The sequence below is a fragment of the Mycobacterium sp. NGS27 genome (assembly GCF_059813005.1).
The window spans coordinates 47283-64219 of sequence record NZ_JCALDT010000008.1 but is presented as its reverse complement, the minus strand read 5'-3'; the positions used below and the strand labels follow the sequence as shown (position 1 = coordinate 64219).

13 protein-coding genes are annotated in these 16937 nt (G+C 64.7%); 7 read left to right on the top strand and 6 right to left on the bottom strand.

Annotation, left to right across the window (positions count from 1 at the left end):
- Positions 1 to 189: 189 nt before the first annotated feature.
- From AC5Y30_RS21045 to AC5Y30_RS21035, 3 genes are all read right to left on the bottom strand, one after another.
- Positions 190 to 1521 (bottom strand): hypothetical protein, encoded by a 1332-nt coding sequence (locus AC5Y30_RS21045; RefSeq protein WP_499920821.1) that lies wholly within the window; start codon positions 1519 to 1521, stop codon positions 190 to 192.
- 902 nt (positions 1522 to 2423) lie between these two features.
- Positions 2424 to 2750 (bottom strand): helix-turn-helix domain-containing protein, encoded by a 327-nt coding sequence (locus AC5Y30_RS21040; protein WP_225337306.1) that lies wholly within the window; start codon positions 2748 to 2750, stop codon positions 2424 to 2426.
- Positions 2747 to 3865 carry a tyrosine-type recombinase/integrase gene (locus AC5Y30_RS21035; protein WP_225337305.1) on the bottom strand — a complete coding sequence of 373 codons (1119 nt, stop codon included), beginning with the start codon at positions 3863 to 3865 and terminating at the stop codon, positions 2747 to 2749. The genes AC5Y30_RS21040 and AC5Y30_RS21035 overlap by 4 nt, the downstream gene beginning before the upstream one ends.
- 764 nt (positions 3866 to 4629) lie before the next feature.
- Between AC5Y30_RS21035 and AC5Y30_RS21030 the strand changes: the two genes are divergently transcribed.
- From AC5Y30_RS21030 to AC5Y30_RS21015, 4 genes are all read left to right on the top strand, one after another.
- Entirely contained in the window at positions 4630 to 5022 is a 393-nt protein-coding gene (locus tag AC5Y30_RS21030) for a hypothetical protein (protein ID WP_036473501.1), read from the top strand.
- Complete coding sequence (locus tag AC5Y30_RS21025) at positions 5019 to 8225, top strand: hypothetical protein (RefSeq protein WP_036473503.1); 3207 nt, start codon at positions 5019 to 5021, stop codon at positions 8223 to 8225. Before AC5Y30_RS21030 ends, AC5Y30_RS21025 begins: the two co-directional genes overlap by 4 nt.
- Before the next feature lie 230 nt (positions 8226 to 8455).
- Positions 8456 to 8941 carry a terminal protein gene (locus AC5Y30_RS21020; RefSeq protein ID WP_231122296.1) on the top strand — a complete coding sequence of 162 codons (486 nt, stop codon included), beginning with the start codon at positions 8456 to 8458 and terminating at the stop codon, positions 8939 to 8941.
- 65 nt (positions 8942 to 9006) lie between these two features.
- Positions 9007 to 9618 (top strand): hypothetical protein, encoded by a 612-nt coding sequence (locus tag AC5Y30_RS21015; RefSeq protein WP_232232241.1) that lies wholly within the window; start codon positions 9007 to 9009, stop codon positions 9616 to 9618.
- A 420-nt stretch (positions 9619 to 10038) separates the two neighbouring features.
- On the opposite strand, the gene AC5Y30_RS21010 is transcribed toward AC5Y30_RS21015, so the two are convergent.
- Entirely contained in the window at positions 10039 to 10494 is a 456-nt protein-coding gene (locus AC5Y30_RS21010) for a hypothetical protein (RefSeq protein WP_139813796.1), read from the bottom strand.
- A 161-nt stretch (positions 10495 to 10655) separates the two neighbouring features.
- Between AC5Y30_RS21010 and AC5Y30_RS21005 the strand changes: the two genes are divergently transcribed.
- Positions 10656 to 10997 (top strand): hypothetical protein, encoded by a 342-nt coding sequence (locus tag AC5Y30_RS21005; protein ID WP_139813797.1) that lies wholly within the window; start codon positions 10656 to 10658, stop codon positions 10995 to 10997.
- A gap of 936 nt (positions 10998 to 11933) precedes the next feature.
- Here AC5Y30_RS21005 and AC5Y30_RS21000 read toward each other — a convergent pair.
- Both AC5Y30_RS21000 and AC5Y30_RS20995 read right to left on the bottom strand, forming a co-directional pair.
- The gene (locus AC5Y30_RS21000; protein ID WP_036473513.1) at positions 11934 to 12404 is read right to left on the bottom strand and encodes a DIP1984 family protein; all 471 of its coding nucleotides are present in this window, start codon (positions 12402 to 12404) and stop codon (positions 11934 to 11936) included.
- 45 nt (positions 12405 to 12449) lie between these two features.
- Complete coding sequence (locus AC5Y30_RS20995; RefSeq protein WP_036473515.1) at positions 12450 to 14009, bottom strand: hypothetical protein; 1560 nt, start codon at positions 14007 to 14009, stop codon at positions 12450 to 12452.
- A gap of 76 nt (positions 14010 to 14085) precedes the next feature.
- Here AC5Y30_RS20995 and AC5Y30_RS20990 point away from each other — a divergent pair, with 76 nt between their 5' ends.
- Both AC5Y30_RS20990 and AC5Y30_RS20985 read left to right on the top strand, forming a co-directional pair.
- Complete coding sequence (locus AC5Y30_RS20990; RefSeq protein WP_083063902.1) at positions 14086 to 14613, top strand: hypothetical protein; 528 nt, start codon at positions 14086 to 14088, stop codon at positions 14611 to 14613.
- A 188-nt stretch (positions 14614 to 14801) separates the two neighbouring features.
- Positions 14802 to 16886: a serine/threonine-protein kinase PknH/PknJ gene (locus tag AC5Y30_RS20985; RefSeq protein ID WP_231122297.1), complete on the top strand. Its 2085-nt coding sequence runs from the start codon at positions 14802 to 14804 to the stop codon at positions 16884 to 16886.
- The last annotated feature ends 51 nt before the right edge of the window (positions 16887 to 16937 follow it).

Below are 16937 nucleotides of genomic sequence, written 5' to 3'. Positions count from 1 at the left end.
GTGTCGTGGAGTTTGTCGAGTTGGTTGCAGGACCGCGATGGTGCGGTCGCCAACGGGGCTTTGAGTTCGGCGATCTCGACGTCTTTGACGGTCAGTCAGTACCGCAGGGCGGGCGATGATGCTGGTTTCGGTTCCAGCCGCCGGCGGTGTGGTGTCGGTGTTGACAGTGGTAAGGGGCGGTAGGGCCCGCTACAAACGGTGCCGGCGGTCGCGTCCCGCCGATCGAGGGTTGGCGTGACGTACGGCGAGAAAGTCGTTCCAGTCGCGCTTTGCATATCCGGCCCAGCGCGTCGCCGTGACGATATCGATGGCGAGCAGATCGGCGAGCACGGCGGAGGGCAGTTCTGCTGCCAGGCCGATGAGGCCGGTGTTGCGGCCGCCGCGGATTGTGAGACCGCTGCGTTTGAGTCGCTTGCCGAACGCGCCAGCGTTGACTGGACGGTCGGGCGTGCGTCCGGGAAATAGCAACCGGTCCGGCGTTGGGGGCTCGGGCAGGGTCGAGCGCCGAGTTGGACGCGGCAGTTGCGCGACCAGTTGGGCGAGCTTGGGGGGTAAAACCATCTCATGGTCGCGCAGGGTGAGGTAGGTGTGGTCGTCCCGGGCGTGTATCTGGTTCTGTCGCAGCCCGAGGACTCGGGTGGTGGTGATTCCGTACAGCAGGATGATCGCACCACCGGCGCGCACGTCGATGTCAATGGTGTCGTCGTCGAGGCAACGGTGGAGCTGTTCGAGATGCGCGGCTTCCTCGATGAACACCGAGGGCGGCCCTGTTCGGGTGGCCGGCGCGCAGGTGCCGTGGGTGATACGACGCTGCGTTGTCCAGTGCAGGAAGGGCCGGATCTCTCGGTGTCGCCAGGTACCGTGGGCCAACCAGTTGTCGATGTCACCTTGATCCATGGTCGCCAGGGTGCGTCCCCGGGTCTTGAGCCACGCGAGGAATTCCAGTGCGACGCCGACCTGGCGGCGAATGCGTGCTGCCCCAGGGTTGCTGAGTGGCTGTTTGGCACGGCGGGCTCGGTGCAGGAGGTACCAGATGGCGTAGCTGCGCGCCAGTTGTGCATGTTCGGTCGGACAGTTCGCTAGATAGCGGTCCAACCATGGTTCGATACGTTCGAGGTATTCGTTGCGAGGCGTCAATACTGCTGTGCGAACGAGAATTTCGCGTACGTAGTTGACGTGCCTACTGGGTGGGAGCTGGTCGAGTGCGTGGTGAGTGATCGTCTGCCCGGTGCGGGCCAAGTTCATGAGGAGCTCAGCGGCCGCGCTCTTGCCGAGCCAGACGGCAACGCTGCGTGGATCATTGGCGCTGGCGAGGGCGCCCGCCAATGGTTTCAGTTGCGCCGGTATCGCGCCATCGGGCCCGGCCAAGGCAGTGTGCAGCAGTTCGGCGGTGTGGCAGCGGCTACAACGGTTATGTGCACGAACACCGGGTTGCCCGCAATGGGCGCAGCGGTAGTCGAGTATGGAACCAGAACATGGCCCGCAGATTCGGCGCCCGTCGGGGTCGAATCCGATCAGCACCGCCAGCTGGCCGCACCCCGCGCATGGAGACGGGTACACCTTGGCCTTGCGGTAGCACGGTTTGCAGACCGGCCCCGCTGGCCAATGGCGGCCTACTACGCGCCGTTGCCGGCAGAACGCGCAGGTGGACTTCGAGTGTGGTGAGCGGATCCCGGAATAGGTTGTCGTCGCGCGGCCGCGGCAGGTGCCGCACAAGTGCGGGCCCAGGACGCTGCCGCTTTGCCGCCGACGGGTGACTCCACACAACCCGCACACCCACACGGTGTTGGCCCTGCCGTAGCACTTCTTGCAGATGCGTCCCTCCGATGCCAGGTACGGGGCGGGGCGGCGTTGCCCGCATCGTGAGCAGGTGTCGATGCGCGCTGGGGCGCAGGCGGGACAGAGCACCCCGCCGTCAGCGAGTCGGCGCGCCCGCGGACGCAGGCGTCCGCACTTGCTGCATTGCTTGCGCGACAACGGGTCTCGGCTGTAGCAAGTCGAGCAGACCGGTCCGTCGGGGACATTGAACCGTCTGCTGACGCAGGCCTTTGCGCATCGCGCGCACGTGAACGGTCGGTTGAGATCCCTGCAGCGGCCACAAATATGGCCGGTCGGACCGACCGCGATCAGCGGCGTGCGCTGTTGACAATTCGTACAGGCCGGCGGCCGCACCGACGGGTGGCCATCGGCCACCAGTACGTGGGCAAAGCGCATGAGCCCGCGCGGGCAGGACGCGTCCGGGTTGAGCACCCCGTCACCATGACCGGCCAGGTACGCGTCGACTTGATTGAGCGTTTTCGGGCGATCTATACGAGCGGCTTTGAGGAGGCGGTCGGCATCTGCAAGCGTGAGGCCGGGAAGAGCCCGCACCAGGTGAGCGCGGACTCGATCCCACGCGTCGGGATTGAAATTCGCCGATCCCCTCATGAGCGGTGGTCAGGTCGACGCACGGTCGTGCGCCGCACCTTCGGTACTGATTGTGGCTGGTCTCCGGCAGCCTTCTTCACCGATTGATTGACGGTTTCGATTTCGATCAGGTCGTTGGGTGAGCATTCAAGGATGTCGCACAACGCTGCCAGCACGTCCATCGAGAGCCGGTGGGGAGGCGCAGTAACGAGCCGAAACACTTGCTCTCGCGACAGGACCACGCCACGTTCTGCCAACAGCGGCACCAGATCGGTCGTCTGGTAGAGCTCCCGTTGCGCCATCAGCACCCGCAGCCGCCACTGGTAACCCATCTTCTTGATCACGGTTGATCCTCCCCGACGGCAACGCCGCGCTTGGTGAACGCTTCACGGAGCAAACGGTTGCGGTACTCGTCGGAGACGTGGCTATAAATCGACGTGGTGCTCGCATAGGAATGTCCGACCTGGTCTTGCACGAAGCGCTCCGGGTAATCGAATTCGGTCAAGTGTGTGACATAGGAATGGCGCAGAGAATGCAGATCTAGCACCTGGGGCAGCCCCGCGGCCTCCCGCGCCGCCACAAAGGCTTCGTTGGCACCGCGTTTCGAGAGACGGCCGCAACGTTCAGTGACCCATAACGCCGGATGCCGACCCGGTCGAAAGCACGGACGAACCTCCTCGAGATAGGACTCGAAAACCTGGACAATCCAATCCATTTCCGGCACGGTCAGCACGATACGTCGCTTCGGCGAACTACCTCGCGACGCTTTCCCGAACCGGACGAACACGCCGCCAAAGCGACCGTAAGACGGCAACTTGGGATTAGATCTCAGATCCACAAGGTCCAGTCCCACCACCTCTTGGCGCCGCAATCCGTACGCGTAGACGGTCTTGAGCAGCGTCGAGTCCCGCAACGCTGACACCGCCCCCTTGCGGTGCCGGCGTCGCGCCTGATCTACCAAGCCATCAGCGGCATCAAAGAGCTCTTGAACCTCGTCATAGCTCAGCGGGCGCCGTCCGGGCCGCCCCTCAAACTCGTTGACGTGATTCACCGTGTTCCAGTCGTGCAGGATCTGTGACGGGACCTGGCCGAACCGCTCAAAGCACAGTGACGCCCATCCATATCGCGCGTCGGTGACGAAGCCGCAGAACAACCGCAACGCGTTCTGATATCCCCGTACCGTCGAGTCAGCTTTCGGCTCCGCACCGGAAAGCAGGTGCGAGAAGAACGCATCCGCGTCGTCTGCTTGCCACTGCCAGGGAAACGTCCCGGTGAACTCGGCGAAACGACGGACCACGCTCGCCCGTGCCTGCACGGTCGGTGGCTTGCACACCCGGGCTCGCTGCTGATCAGCCCAACCAGACAGCATCGCAGTGAAGACCGTGGCCTCCGGATCCAACGGAAGCACCTTTGACACCAGCGACAGCGCCACTGACCCCGGCAACTCGACATCCACCATGGTGTTGTATCAGATGCAACAATGATGCGCCAGTCTTAATGTTAGGCGGCGCCCATTTGTGGGCGTGATCCGACACCCGCGGGATGCGCTTTACCGCACGCTATACTCGCGCGGAGATAGAGTAATTATGTTGCAGCAGATGCAATTCCGCCCGTTCGCGGCAGTGAAAGCTGCGATGAACGGATCCGCAGGAACATTGTTGGCTGCCGACCAGGACACGTCCGCCACCTCGCAGCCTGTGGCCGTTGGGGCACAGCGGTGGGGGCGGCGGTTCTTCCCAACCTCGGCGAGTACGGCGCAGACCACCCACGAAGGTCCATCGTATGCCTAGCCTCCCGCCGGAGGCGGTGCGACAAGGACTGCTCGCCGCGCTGACTAAAGCGGCCGGGCCAATGACGACCGCTGAACTACGGCGCGGTCTTTCAACTAGTTTCGGCGCGGACGTGGTTCACGAACGCATCTATCACAACTTGGAGATCCTCGAGAAACGCGGCCAGGTAATCCGCGCAGGCACGGTGGGTCGCCACACGACGTGGCGGCTCAGTATGGCGAACACAGTGATCGCACGTGGACTGACTAGCTGAAAGCGTTGAGTGTGACAAATAAGCAGTTTTGCGTCGTGCCTTTATGCAGGCCAGACCTGGACCAGGTCATCAAGGGGCACAAGAAACACTTGTAGACAAGCACAACGAATGCTTGTTGGTGTCACAGTTCGTGGATAGCATCACACCCGTGCTGAACGTAGCTGCAGAACGCAGGCGGCCATGACGACGACGGATCCTAGCGTCGCGTCGATTCAGGCTGCCGCGCAACGGGAATCGGCAAGCTTTGCCTCGAAGATGGCTGATTCATCTCTGGCGGCCGCAGTGGATGTCTGGCTGCGCCGCGTGGCCCGTCGCAAAGCTACACCTGCGCAACGTGCTCGACTGGTTAAAGCTGTGGAACGAGCCAGTGCCGCTGAAACCAAAGCGGTGCAGCTGACGCGCGCCGCGCTCTTACGCGCCGCCGGCCTCGATGAGCGACCCGCCGCCGCGGCGGCGATCGCGGCCGGTGCGACCTACACCGAAGTCGGTGCCGTACTCGGGATGACCCAGCAGGGGGCCAGCGCGCGCATCCGTCCGTACCTGGCCGCCCGCACGCCTGAAGGCCGCCTATGACGGACGCAAACACAGCGTCGCTAATCGTTGAGCGTCACGTCGTGATTGTCACCGGCTCGGGTGCGTTCACGGTCGGCGGTGATGTCCTTACCGGGCCGGTGGACTCCGTCGACAAGCTTGAGAAGCTAATCGAGTGGGCGCACGGCAATCGTGGCCTACTGCAGCCGATACCTGCCGGGGATGCCGATGCGGACCCTGCCCGGATATGGGTGGTAGGTGCGGGGTGTCGCCATTTGATTACTCCCGACCCCGGCGCGGGGGATTCCGGACTGGTCGAGCAGCTGGGGCGGTCGTTGGCGCCGCTGGTGGGGCGCGGTTGGGAGCTGCGGCACGGAAAGGGACGTGCGGTCGTTCTGGCTCGGGGAGTTGGCGCGCAACGTGTTTCGGTCGAGATCGTGGCCGAGCTGCATCCCTGGTTAGTCGGTGAGCGCGACGATCTTGTCGAGGACGCGGCTGAATTGGGGCGCCGCCTGCACCGGTGGTCGGCCGTGCTGGGAGCGCTGCCCGCAGGCAGCGGAGCGGCCTCGGCAGCGGTGATCAATGACCGCATCATGCGGGCCCGCGCCGGGCGGCGGGGGGCCGTCGTGTCCGAGCCCGGGGTGCTGCCGGCGAACGTTATGGCCGAGATCCGCGTTCAGCCACCTTGGTGTGCGCCTGCTTCGGAGGTCGAAGAGGAATTCGAGCACAGCGACCAGCTGGTGTGGCTGACCCAGGAATGCCCTGAGCTGGCGGCCGCGGGAACACTGACGTTCGGATACGGCCAACCGCAGGTGCTGGACGCCATAACAGCAGCTGCAGCCAGCACCGGCCAGAAGCGGCCATTCGGACTGTGGAGGGTCACGCTCCCGCCAGCTGGTGACATGCGGTTGCCTCAGATGCTGCCGCCGCCTCACCCACAGATGCGCCTTGATACGCCAACCCTGGCCTGGGTGACCACCGAGGATCTTGACGGGCTGGCCAAAGACGTCCGCGACGGCGGCGCCGGCCTGCCCGCCGCTCGGCTCGGCATCGAGCAGGCGATCGTGTGGCCCCAGCAGACCCGCCTCTTGGAAGCCTGGTCGACGCGGCTGCGCGAAGCCCGGGAAGAGTTCGCCAACGATGCGCCACTACGTGCGCTCGTCGATTCGGCTGCCGCGGAATATCTGCAGGCGCTGGCCGACCCCGAACCGTGGGCTGATCCAGCGTGGCGACAGCACTTCCAGCCAGCCTGGGCCGCGGCGATCGCCGCGCGAGTGCGATTCCGTGGCCGGCGGGCAGCGATGCGGATCTCGCGCGAATACCGGCTGTGGCCGGTGTATGCGCGCGATGCCGCGATGATCTATGCGACTGGCCTCGACGAAGCGACGGGTGAGCCAGTGGATCTGTCCGACACCCATTCCCGCCTGGGACGCATGACGGTGACCCACCAAGCGGCGGTGACTGACGAGCTCATCCTCGAGGTCCTGACCGCTGAGAACACCGCCGAGGTCGCCGCTGCGCTGAGCGCTGCACTCGAGGGACCCGGCCAACGAACGCCCATCGCCGTCGCGCCCAAGATGGAAGCCAGCAATCCAAGAGGTGTGGAGAGCCCGGCATCGGAAACCGCTGCTGTGGATGCTGACCAGGGGCCCCTCAACGGGGCGTCGGTAACGGCTAAAGGATCGGCAGCCAAGGACGATGTGACACCGTCGCCGACGACGGCCGGGACCCAATCTGGCCGCGCCTCGAACAGGGCCGTATCTGGCGGCGCACCGGCCGCGGTGTTACACACCGACGGGCTCTGGCTGGCCGATGGCACCCGAGTCGAACTGGGCCCACCGATCGTGCACGTGGGTCAGGTCGCCGAGCTTGCCTATACGCACCATCTCGGGTACCGCCTCACCGCGAAATACAATGAGCCAGGACAAATTTGGATCACCGAAGCGGCGTGCCAGGAATTCGGTATCGACGTCGCTGCCATCAGTCGCCGCGATCGCGCCAAGTCGCTGCGCCAACTCACCGAAAACATCGACTTCGTCACCGGCGCGGTCAACGAAGGATGGAGCCTAGGCGGGGCGGGGGAGGACCCTAACGCTCACCGGCTGGGCACCTGGACCCGCGTCTATCGAGACGACAAGCGCGGTGTGATGATCGCGCTCATCCCCGGCATGGGCACCGGCGCGGATGAGATGCCGATCTTGTCCGATGAACCGGCGCCAGCTCAGATCGCCAAGCGGCTGCAGCTACTGGCTGACGCGTTGCGGTTCCCGTGGAAAATCAACGCCGGTGTCACCGCGGTGGACTTGATGTTGCAGACCAGAACCAAGACGTGGTCCCCACAGGAGTGGCGCGACGTCGTCTTCGCGCCGTCGACAACCGCGCCGCCGTTCGGTATCGGAGATGTGGAATCGGACTTCGATTGGTCACGCCGACCCACCAGCGACGAACGCCAACGCCGCTACATCCACGCCTATGACCGTGGCGGCTCCTACGTGGCCGGCATCGCCGGTCTGGAGTTGCCCATCGGCGACCCAATCCACCACCCCGATGGGGCACCATTTAACGCCAAGACACCGGGCTACTGGCTAGTCGACATCCCCGAAACCCCCGACTGGCGGCTGCCCTATGTCCTCAACCCGAGAGGACTGCAGTTCACCGGCCCCAAGTGGGTATGCACCCCGACGTTGGAGCGCGCTATCGAGCTCGGCTACCAACCACAAATCCTGCAAGCATGGCTGTGGTCGCGCCACGGCCGAGTGCTACTGGGCTGGTACGAACGGTTCCGCGACGCCAGTGCGATGCTGGACCTCGACGATCCCGACGCTCAAGCCGCGCGTGATCAAGCCAAAATCATCCGCACCCACGGGATCGGCATCATCGGCTCCGATGAGCACCTCAAAGGCAAACCCGCCTACAGCCCCGAACGGCGGCTGCACGTACTCGCCAAAGCCAAGGCCAACATCGTCTACCGGCTACACCAAATCGGTGAGAAGACGGGGCAATGGCCCTTGGCGGTGGCCACCGACACGGTCCTCTACGCCTCCGATGACCCGGATCCGGTGACAGCCTGGCCTGGCGGGCCAGAGTCGTTTGGCCGCGGCTTCGGGCAGTACAAGCCGGAAGGCTCTGGGCTGCTCGACGAGCACCTCGAGCACCTCAACGGACGTGACTACCGCGGCAAACGAGACTTGATCCCCGCCCGTGAGTGGCGCGCCAATCTGTGCACTGACGCTGAGGGCTGCTGATGGCGCGCCGAGGCAGACGCAGCCGAATCAGTGCCAGCGACCTGGCGGGGTACGGCTCGGTCGCTAACGGAACGGTCGACGTCGACCGCGCCGCACGGGGCTTGGGTGCATCCAAACGCGATGTCCGCCAAGCGATCCGGCAAGCACAAGCAGCGCAAAGCAACACGTTCTTGCGGCGGATCTCAGGCCGGCGTGAGGCCGACTCCGCAGAGGGCAGCAGCATGCGAGGCATGTTGCAGGCAGTGTTCGGCCGGGGCCCGCGTGGTGGGACAGTCAACGCCAGAGCCGCCGCGCAATCACTCGGAGTTTCCCAGGGCACCGTACGGCGCTGGGCCGCTGGCACCCAACAACCGTCGAAGGGCCGACTGGCGTCGATCCGGGCAGCGGCGCGGCGCGTCACGACGACCAAACGGGGTCGACGGGGGGCCACGGCGGACTTCCGCAGCAGCTCACAAGGCAGGCAGGCGCTTCGCACTGGCAGCAAAATCTGGGTCAGCGGTGAGCAAGGCGTGGGCGGCTACGACCAGGGGTATGCGCGCGATCGCCGCGTGGCCAACGACATCAGTCCCGAGGAGATCGAGGCCCTGTTGCGGGCTTATGAGGACGGCGGCGATGAGGGCCTTCGAAAGTGGATGAAAGAGTTCTTCGACGACAAGTACGTCGCTGGCTGGGACTTCGTCACTATAGACGATTTCGGTATCGGTACCCCCGAATGAGCCTGCAAGCCAAAGCAATACGACCCAACGCTGGCCCCCGGTGGAGCCGCAAAAGACTCATCGACATGCTGCTCGACTGTTACGGCGCCACCAACCGGAACACCGTCGACGCGGCGGCGGTCGCCGCGTATGCCGGTGTCACACCCTCCACCGTTCGCCGCTGGATCTCCAAGCGACACCCGCCATCTCGGCGCATGGCCATCCCGAAACATCGGATCGCCCAACTGCAACGCGGTCCCGCCGATGTCGAGCGGCGCAACGACCAGCAGTATCGATACGCGCTCAATGCGCTCGCATCGATCGAGGACGAGAGCGCAATCCTGCCGCCCTGGCGCGAACAAGGCTGGCTCGACCCGCACACCGTGGCCATCATCGCCATTCACGCCAAGCCCTGGCTGCAAGTCGCCGTCACCAACGCCAGCACACGGGCATTAGGGGAACTGCGACGCCGGGGAACGCTAGTGGCCAGCCGGACGGTGCCGACACGATTCCACGCCCAAGTCCTGGCCCACGCCGTGATGGTCCGTCAACAAGCATGGCGAGTCCACCCCGCACCGCGCTATCTTGCTGCCGGCCGTACACAAGCCTGGATGGCAGACGCGCCCCCGGTCGACCTCGCCACGCTGGCCGCTGACCTGGGAATAGTGCACCCGGCCTCCGACCAGAGCGCCGGTTAGGCTTAGCAAGTGGTCCTGTTCAGGCGCTTCGCCGCGCGGACTCGAATCAAACGCGCCTCCGCCGAAGCCTTGAGTCAGCCGCTCTTTGGCATGCGGCGTCAGAGCTCGATCGACTCATCGGCGATCGACTTGCCATCAGGGACGGCGCCCCCCGTCGCAGCGACCCAGGCCGGGGCCCCCGCGCCGCGCTCAATGGCGGTGGCGGTGGCCGCTGAGCCAGTCAGTGAACGCCAGCATCACGCCGGTGCTGTCGTCACGCTCGAGGCATACGGGCTGGCAGATCCCTACCGACCTGACGCCTATGCGCAGTGGCTTCCTGACTGCCCGAACTGGCGTTTGACCCGCCGTGCGTACAGGCGACAACGACGCCGTCGACGACGAGTGGGCGCGGCCTGAACCAGTGTCTTGCTCGCCGGAAGGTCAGCGCGAAGCGGACTGCGTAGCTTTGGGCGCCAACGTGGGCAACGTGATTGTTGTCAAAGGATTCTGAGTGGGCCTGGTGGGGCTGCGGTGGCTTTCCTTGCTGGTTGCTATGGCCACAATCAGTGCGACAATCAGTGGAATCATAATGAGCGGCAGCCACATCCACCATTTGGTGTACGCCGGACGGGTGGGTGGAGGCGCCCATACATGGATGTGGCGGCCGCCTGCTTGGTAAGTCGCCCACCATAGCGCGTAGTCGTGAACTTGACCGGCTTGGCGGCGCAGCACCGTGCGGGCGCGCGCGTTTCGCGCCAACGAGATCGGATTCCACACCAGCGAGCCCATGCTCCACCAACCGGCCAGCATGCAGTGCTGTTGAGCAGCATCGATCGCGGCCTCGCACTGCGCATAGCTACCGGTGGTGATGCACGGCTGATTCAGCCACAACATCACAGCGCCAGTGTGTTTGAACGTGCGCACCTGAAACGTCGGCTCCACTGGCGGCGGTGGATATGCCGCCGGAGCCGAGCTTGAGGGCGCTGGATAACCCGGCGACGCTGGCGGCAGATAACCGGGTCTCGCGCCCCCGGCGCTAGGAGGATAACCGCCCGGTAGTGGCTGCGGGTTCGGCTGCGACACCCTTCGACCTCGATCTCTCAAGACGCGTGAATCTTGCAGCAATCAAAGTAGCCGAGTTTCATGACGACACGAAGCTCTTGGTGGTGCTGGTGCCGACGCTGTGGTTGCTGGTGACGGTGCAGCGCGTGCTGGCGGTATCGACTGCGCAGGTGCTGGACCACGTTGTTGGCGTAGGTCAGACTGTCGCCCGTGGGCAGCGGGATGCATCCGGCCGCACCGGTGGATTCGCGGGTGACGCCGTCGGATCCCACGCGCTGCGCGCTGAGGAGTTTTTTCGCGTGTGGTCTTCGAAAAGCCACCTGGGCTCGTGGTCGTGATCCGCATGGTTGGCTCCCTGAGCGGGCAAGCGTCTCAGGGTTTGACCCGATCTGGATGGTGCATGACCCTTCCGACCCAACAGCTGTGCGATAGGCTCGACTCGTCGGTCAAACCCCCTGCCCGGAAAGAGCTTTCGATGCGCATTGCCAGCGGGCCACGGTGGGGGTGGGCCGCATTCGCCGCGGTCTGCTTGACCGCATGTTCGTCCCATCCTTCGTCGTCGGCGCCGACCCTGGCGCCATCCACCAAGGAGCCCATACCAGCGCTGAACGGAAGCTACACGTTCACCACTGACGGCGCGCGACTCACCCGTTGACGGTCAGCCACGCGCGGGAGGCGTCGTGTCCAAGACGGTCTGGGAGATCAATGCATGCGGGCCTGGTTGCGCTCATGTGCAGTCCTCACTGGGCTGGACGGCTGAGTTACACCTTGTCGAACACACATGGCAGGCAACGCGGAAACTGCCCGCCGACTGCGCCGCGGAGCCCTCCAACATCAGCTACTCGCTTGACGCCCAAACATTGACGGGGACCGCCACCAACTCCTTACCGTGCGCGCAGCCTCCGGGTGTCGCCGTGGTCCCAGCAACCCTCACTAAGAACTGAGGCCACGGCAGGCCCAATCCTGTTCGCGGGCACGACATGCCACGAGCGGCTGGCGTGTTCTGCGCCTCGACGAGAGTGTTCTGCGAGACCCTGGTGGCGGCCTACCGCGAGGTGTATGCCCCATGCCCGCCCTCATCGTCCCGGATCTGCACGTGGTGATGTGCTGTGTGCCGTGCCCTGTCACCTGTGCGCGATGCTGGGCTGCGATGTGAAAGGGGAAATCGAATCCCCCGCACTGCCCTTCGTGCGCCAGCAGAGACCGGGCTTGGCCCGCCGGTCAAGGCTTGTGCACGCCTCCGCGACGACTACCTGCTACACCTCGGGGTCCTGTCACTCCTGTAGGTCGACCTCCCAGTTCGATCGTTGGATCCGCACGTCGAGCTCACGGAGGTCGCGGGCAACCTGATCGGCCCGGGCCCGCAGATCAGCGACCGCCACCGCAGACAGCATCTTGAGCTCTGAGCGCAATTGCCGCGTGTAGCCCTGCTGATTCTTCCCGGCGGCCGCGTCCGCTGCGCTGGTCAGAACATGGTGGCGCCACCGCAGCGCGTCGCGGCGGCCCAACGCGTCGGTCAGCGTGCCGTCCGAGCCGATCGTCGTGGCGGCGTTCGTACGGTTGATCCGCTGGATGAGGATTTGATACTCGTCGATGACGCCGTCGACTTCGGCGAGCAAGGCGGCAGCATCCTCGGCTGGTTCTTCGCCCTCCTGGTAGCGGGCGTTGCTCACGATGCGGGTGCGCAACTGTTCGATCTTGCGGACCGCATCCGCCCGCAGCGACAACGCCTCTGCCAATTTCACAGCTACTCCTTCACAGTTTGCCCAACCATGATGGTCCAGCACCGGTTAGCCGGCAACGCCTTTTCGGCTGCGCGCGGTGCCCTCAACCGGATTGGTCGATTCGAGATCCTGCCGCGCGGTCAGGTAGCTCTTCGACAAGGCGAGCGCCACGCTAGCCGCGGCGACGAGAACGTAGACCGGCAGCAGGTGCATGAAATCGGTGTAGCCGATGGCGAAGTGGACGATAAGGACCGGCGCGGTCGCGCACGCACATCCCAACAGCAGAGTCCACCACACCGCGCGCTGGCCCCGACGCCAACCCCACGTGCTGATCAACAGGACCGCCAGCCCCGCCCCGATCAGGGCGCCGCCGAAGCCCGCCCGATCATGGGCGATGAACGGCAGCAGATGCGCGTCAGCCGCCTGCAGATGATGGGCGCAGGTGCCCATGAAGCCGAGGTCGGTGGGCACAAACACCGAGGTGAATCCGACGACGGAGATGACCACGCCGGCCACCGTTAGGCCTGCGCCGACGCCGACCATCAACAGCTGCCCGAATAGCGCCCGGCGGCGCTGCGCCTCAGGCCCTTCGACCACCGGCGCCCAATGCGCCCCGGTCGCCCGCCGGCACACCGCCATCACCAGCGTCGGGAATAACACGACGACGACCACCGTGTGCAACGGTTCCACGAACCCGCCGGTGCCAAGGAAATAGAAGTAGCTGCCGAAGACAACCACACCCGAAATCAGCAGAACACGACGCGCCCACCGGTAGCCTTGGCGCATCGCCGCAGCCACGCCGAGATAGAGGATCCCGATGCCGATCATGTTGGCGGCCATGGTGATTCGATCATGCTGCAAAAAGCCGACCAGATGTGGGTTGAGCCGATGCAGATCGGCCACCGTTGCACCCAGATAGGCGCGGTCATAGCCCAGTAGCACCGGGCCCAACGCGACCACGCCCGCACCCAAGCCGGCCACGATCAACCCCAGCCCGGTCAGCGAGGCCCAGAACCAATCGGGCCAGCGGCGCGGACCCGCGGCGAGGCTGCAGCGCGACGACGGCACCGGCGAGGTGGGGGTAGCCGCTTCAATTACCCGGTTGAACCAGCCCGGCCCCGCCTCGAGTAGCACTGAGGGCCGGGCCAGCACCGTCGTCGACGCATCGGTGAGCGCAGACACCGCCGGCGCCAAATCCGCGCCGCTCAACCGCACAACGGGGCCGTCCGGATCGCCGACGCTGACGGCGTCGACGTCGCCGGCGATCGCTGCACATGTTTGCGCGTTGTCGGCCACCACGGTGACCCGGCACCGGCGGCCGGCCGCCGCGCGACGCACGGTCGCGACATCATCGACACCGACCGGGTTAATCTCGATTACCGAGGCGCCTTGCACAGGAAGAACCGCGATGGCCTCCCACGCGATCCGGGGTGGGACCGAGGCGCCGAACCGGCCGGCCCACTGCGCCGGCACAGCCGGGTGATCGAACACCAGAGGAATCCAGCGTCGCCCGCCGGTGTAGCGAATCAATGCAGCGAGCAACCGCAGTGCCCAAACCTGGCTGAGGCGCTCACCGAGCAACAACGCCGCAGGCCGACGAAGCGGCACATAAGTCCAATCCGGCACAGCCCGGATTCTGACACGCCTCGGTGTCATTGGCGCAAGGCTCAAGGCGCGCTGAAATGGCACACAACTGTGTTAGATGTGGACGAATGCAGACCAGAACCCAAGCCACGGCTACCTGGGCATGACCCGCGTACTGATCTGGTTGATGCCGCTCTACGTGCTCGCGTTCACGGCCCTCGATGCCCTCTTCGGCCCCCATCGCCAGCACGGCCCTCTACCGACAGCAGCGGTCATCGCAGCCGGCGCCGGGGCCCTGCTGTTTTTCGCAGCCGGCATACACCTGGCCGCCTCCTGGGAACGGCAACGACGAACCGCAGTCCAAAACGGGCGCAGAACTGGTGCGGCCCAAGCCTTCCTAGACCGCCACCCCCACCTGTCGGAACTGCTAGTGGTGGCAGTCGGATCCCCCTCAAATCAGGCACTGGGCTGGCTGATCGGCCTGGCACTATCCGGCGGCACCAGCTACGGCCTTACTCTCGCGCTGACGGCGGCGTTCCACGGAGCCCCTATTGCGTTGCTGGTTTCGGTGAACATCGCCAGCTACACCGTGCTGGTGGCCACCGCGACTTACCTCAACAGCCGCACGACCGCCCCTGACATCTGAGCGCCGGCGTGAACCGTTTTTCGCAGCGGTCGGACCTCGGCCGCCGACAGCCGCGAGCTGAGCCCCGGGGTCCCCGATTACTCAGTTCTTGGATTCTCCCGTCGGGACCGACGGCGGCTCATTACTCTCAGGAGCCGTGAAACCACAGCTGGCCGGCCCGCAATGACTGCGGGGAGGACGTCAACGCTATGCCATTGACGACCGGCCAGACGTTCGCCGGGTACACCATCATTCGCTTGCTTGGGTCGGGCGGAATGGGCGAGGTGTATCTCGCCCAACACCCACGGTTACCGCGCCGAGATGCCCTCAAGCTGCTACCTCGCGAGTGGTCGGCCGACGACGAATTCCGGGCCCGCTTCAACCGCGAAGCCGATCTCGCGTCGACGCTGTGGCACCCCCACATCGTCGGTGTCCACGACCGCGGGGAAGAAGATGGTCAACTCTGGATCTCGATGGACTTCGTCGACGGACTGGACGCTGCCCGGCTCCTGGCCGATCGATACCCCGCTGGAATGCCCCCCGAAGACGTCGTCCGCATCGTAAGCGGCGTCGCCAGCGCGCTAGACCACGCCCACAAGCAAGCTTTGCTCCACCGAGACGTCAAGCCAGCCAACATCATGCTCACCCATCTCGACGACAAGGGTGAGCAACGAATCCTGCTGACCGACTTCGGGATAGCTCGTAACGTCGACGACATCAGCGGGCTGACGAAGACCAACATGACGGTGGGCACGGTGGCCTACTGTGCACCGGAGCAGTTACTCGGCGAAGACCTCGATGGTCGTGCGGACCAATACGCACTGGCTGCCACGGCTTACCATCTGTTCTGCGGCTCGCAGCTCTTCCACAATTCAAACCCCGCGGTTGTCATCAGCCGTCACCTCAATGTGCCTCCACCAGCTCTGGCTGACCTGCGACCGGCACTTGCCAAATTCGACCCCGTGCTGGCCGTCGGTCTCGCCAAACGTCCCGAAGACCGCTTCGAACGTTGCTCCGATTTCGTGCACGCCCTGGCCGAACAACTCGATTCTGCCAGTGCCTCAACACCGTCGGCTCCTACCGTGTCAGCGCCGCGGGCTACCCCTTCGGTCGATGCCGAGGCCGGGCCATCGCGGCGACGGCGGGTAGCCGTAGCCGTCACCGTCGCTGTTCTTGTGGGCGCTTCAATCAGCGCGGCCGCGTTGCTGATGCGGCAGTCCTCGCACGACCAATCCGCGCGGAGCACCGCAACTACCGCGGCGCCGGCTGCGTCACCGGTCACGTTCGAGAACATGCGGGATTTCGTCACCAGCTATTACGGGGAGCTCCCAGCTCATCCCACAGACGCGTGGACAAAACTCGATAGCAAGTACCAAAACCAAACAGGGCAACGTGAATTCGTTGATTTCTGGGCGACAATACAGTCGGTGACCGTTCTTTCGGTCAGCCCCCGCGACGCCAGCAGCGTGGTTGCCGAACTCAAGTACGTCCGACCAGACGGAACATCAAGTACCGAAACCCGTTGGCTCAAAGTGGTGTTGGTGAACGGCGTGATGCTCCTCGATGGATCTGATCGCGTCGGATCAGTCAGTGGATCGCCGACGTCACCAACGCAGCCGTTATTCTCGCCAAAGGCGATCGATCAAGTGTTGCTGACTGCTGACCAGCTGAGCAAGGTGCTCGGAGTGACCGTCGCCAGCACTCCCGCCGGTGATGGGGGCGGCGGCCTTGCCATTGAATCGTCGTCGTACGGGATGTCGGATCATTCAAGCCAAGTCACGCCACGATCATGTGTTGGCGTGGTGTTCACCGGTGAGCATGACGTCTATGCCCCCTCCCAGCCCACCGAAATCAAAACTCAAACCATTGGCCACGTGTACCTCGGTTCGCCGGGCCCGCACCTCATCGAACAAACCGCAGCGGTGTATCCCTCCGCGAAAGACGCCCAGGACTTCTTGAATTCGGCGCAGGCTCAATGGAATACCTGTGCGAAAAGTGAAGTCGATGCCTCCCTGGGCTTCGAGAACGGCGCCGGTTATGTCTTGGGCCCAGTGCAGCGGCAAGGAGACCTCATCACCGTTTCCATGGCCACAAATAGTGGGGAGAACGGGCCAGATGCATGCCAGCAGGCAATGGGAGCCCACGGGAACGTCATCGTCGAAACGCGCAGCTGCCAGGTCCCGAAGATCGCTTCAAACTACGACCCCGATCAGGGATGGCCGCGGGATCCTGCATGGGCTGTCCCCGATGCCAAACGGGTGGCCACCGCAATGCTGGGAAACGTCAAGCCGTAACTGCTGCAGCCGTACTAGTGCAACTTCATCTGGGAATCGGCCGGTGCGTGG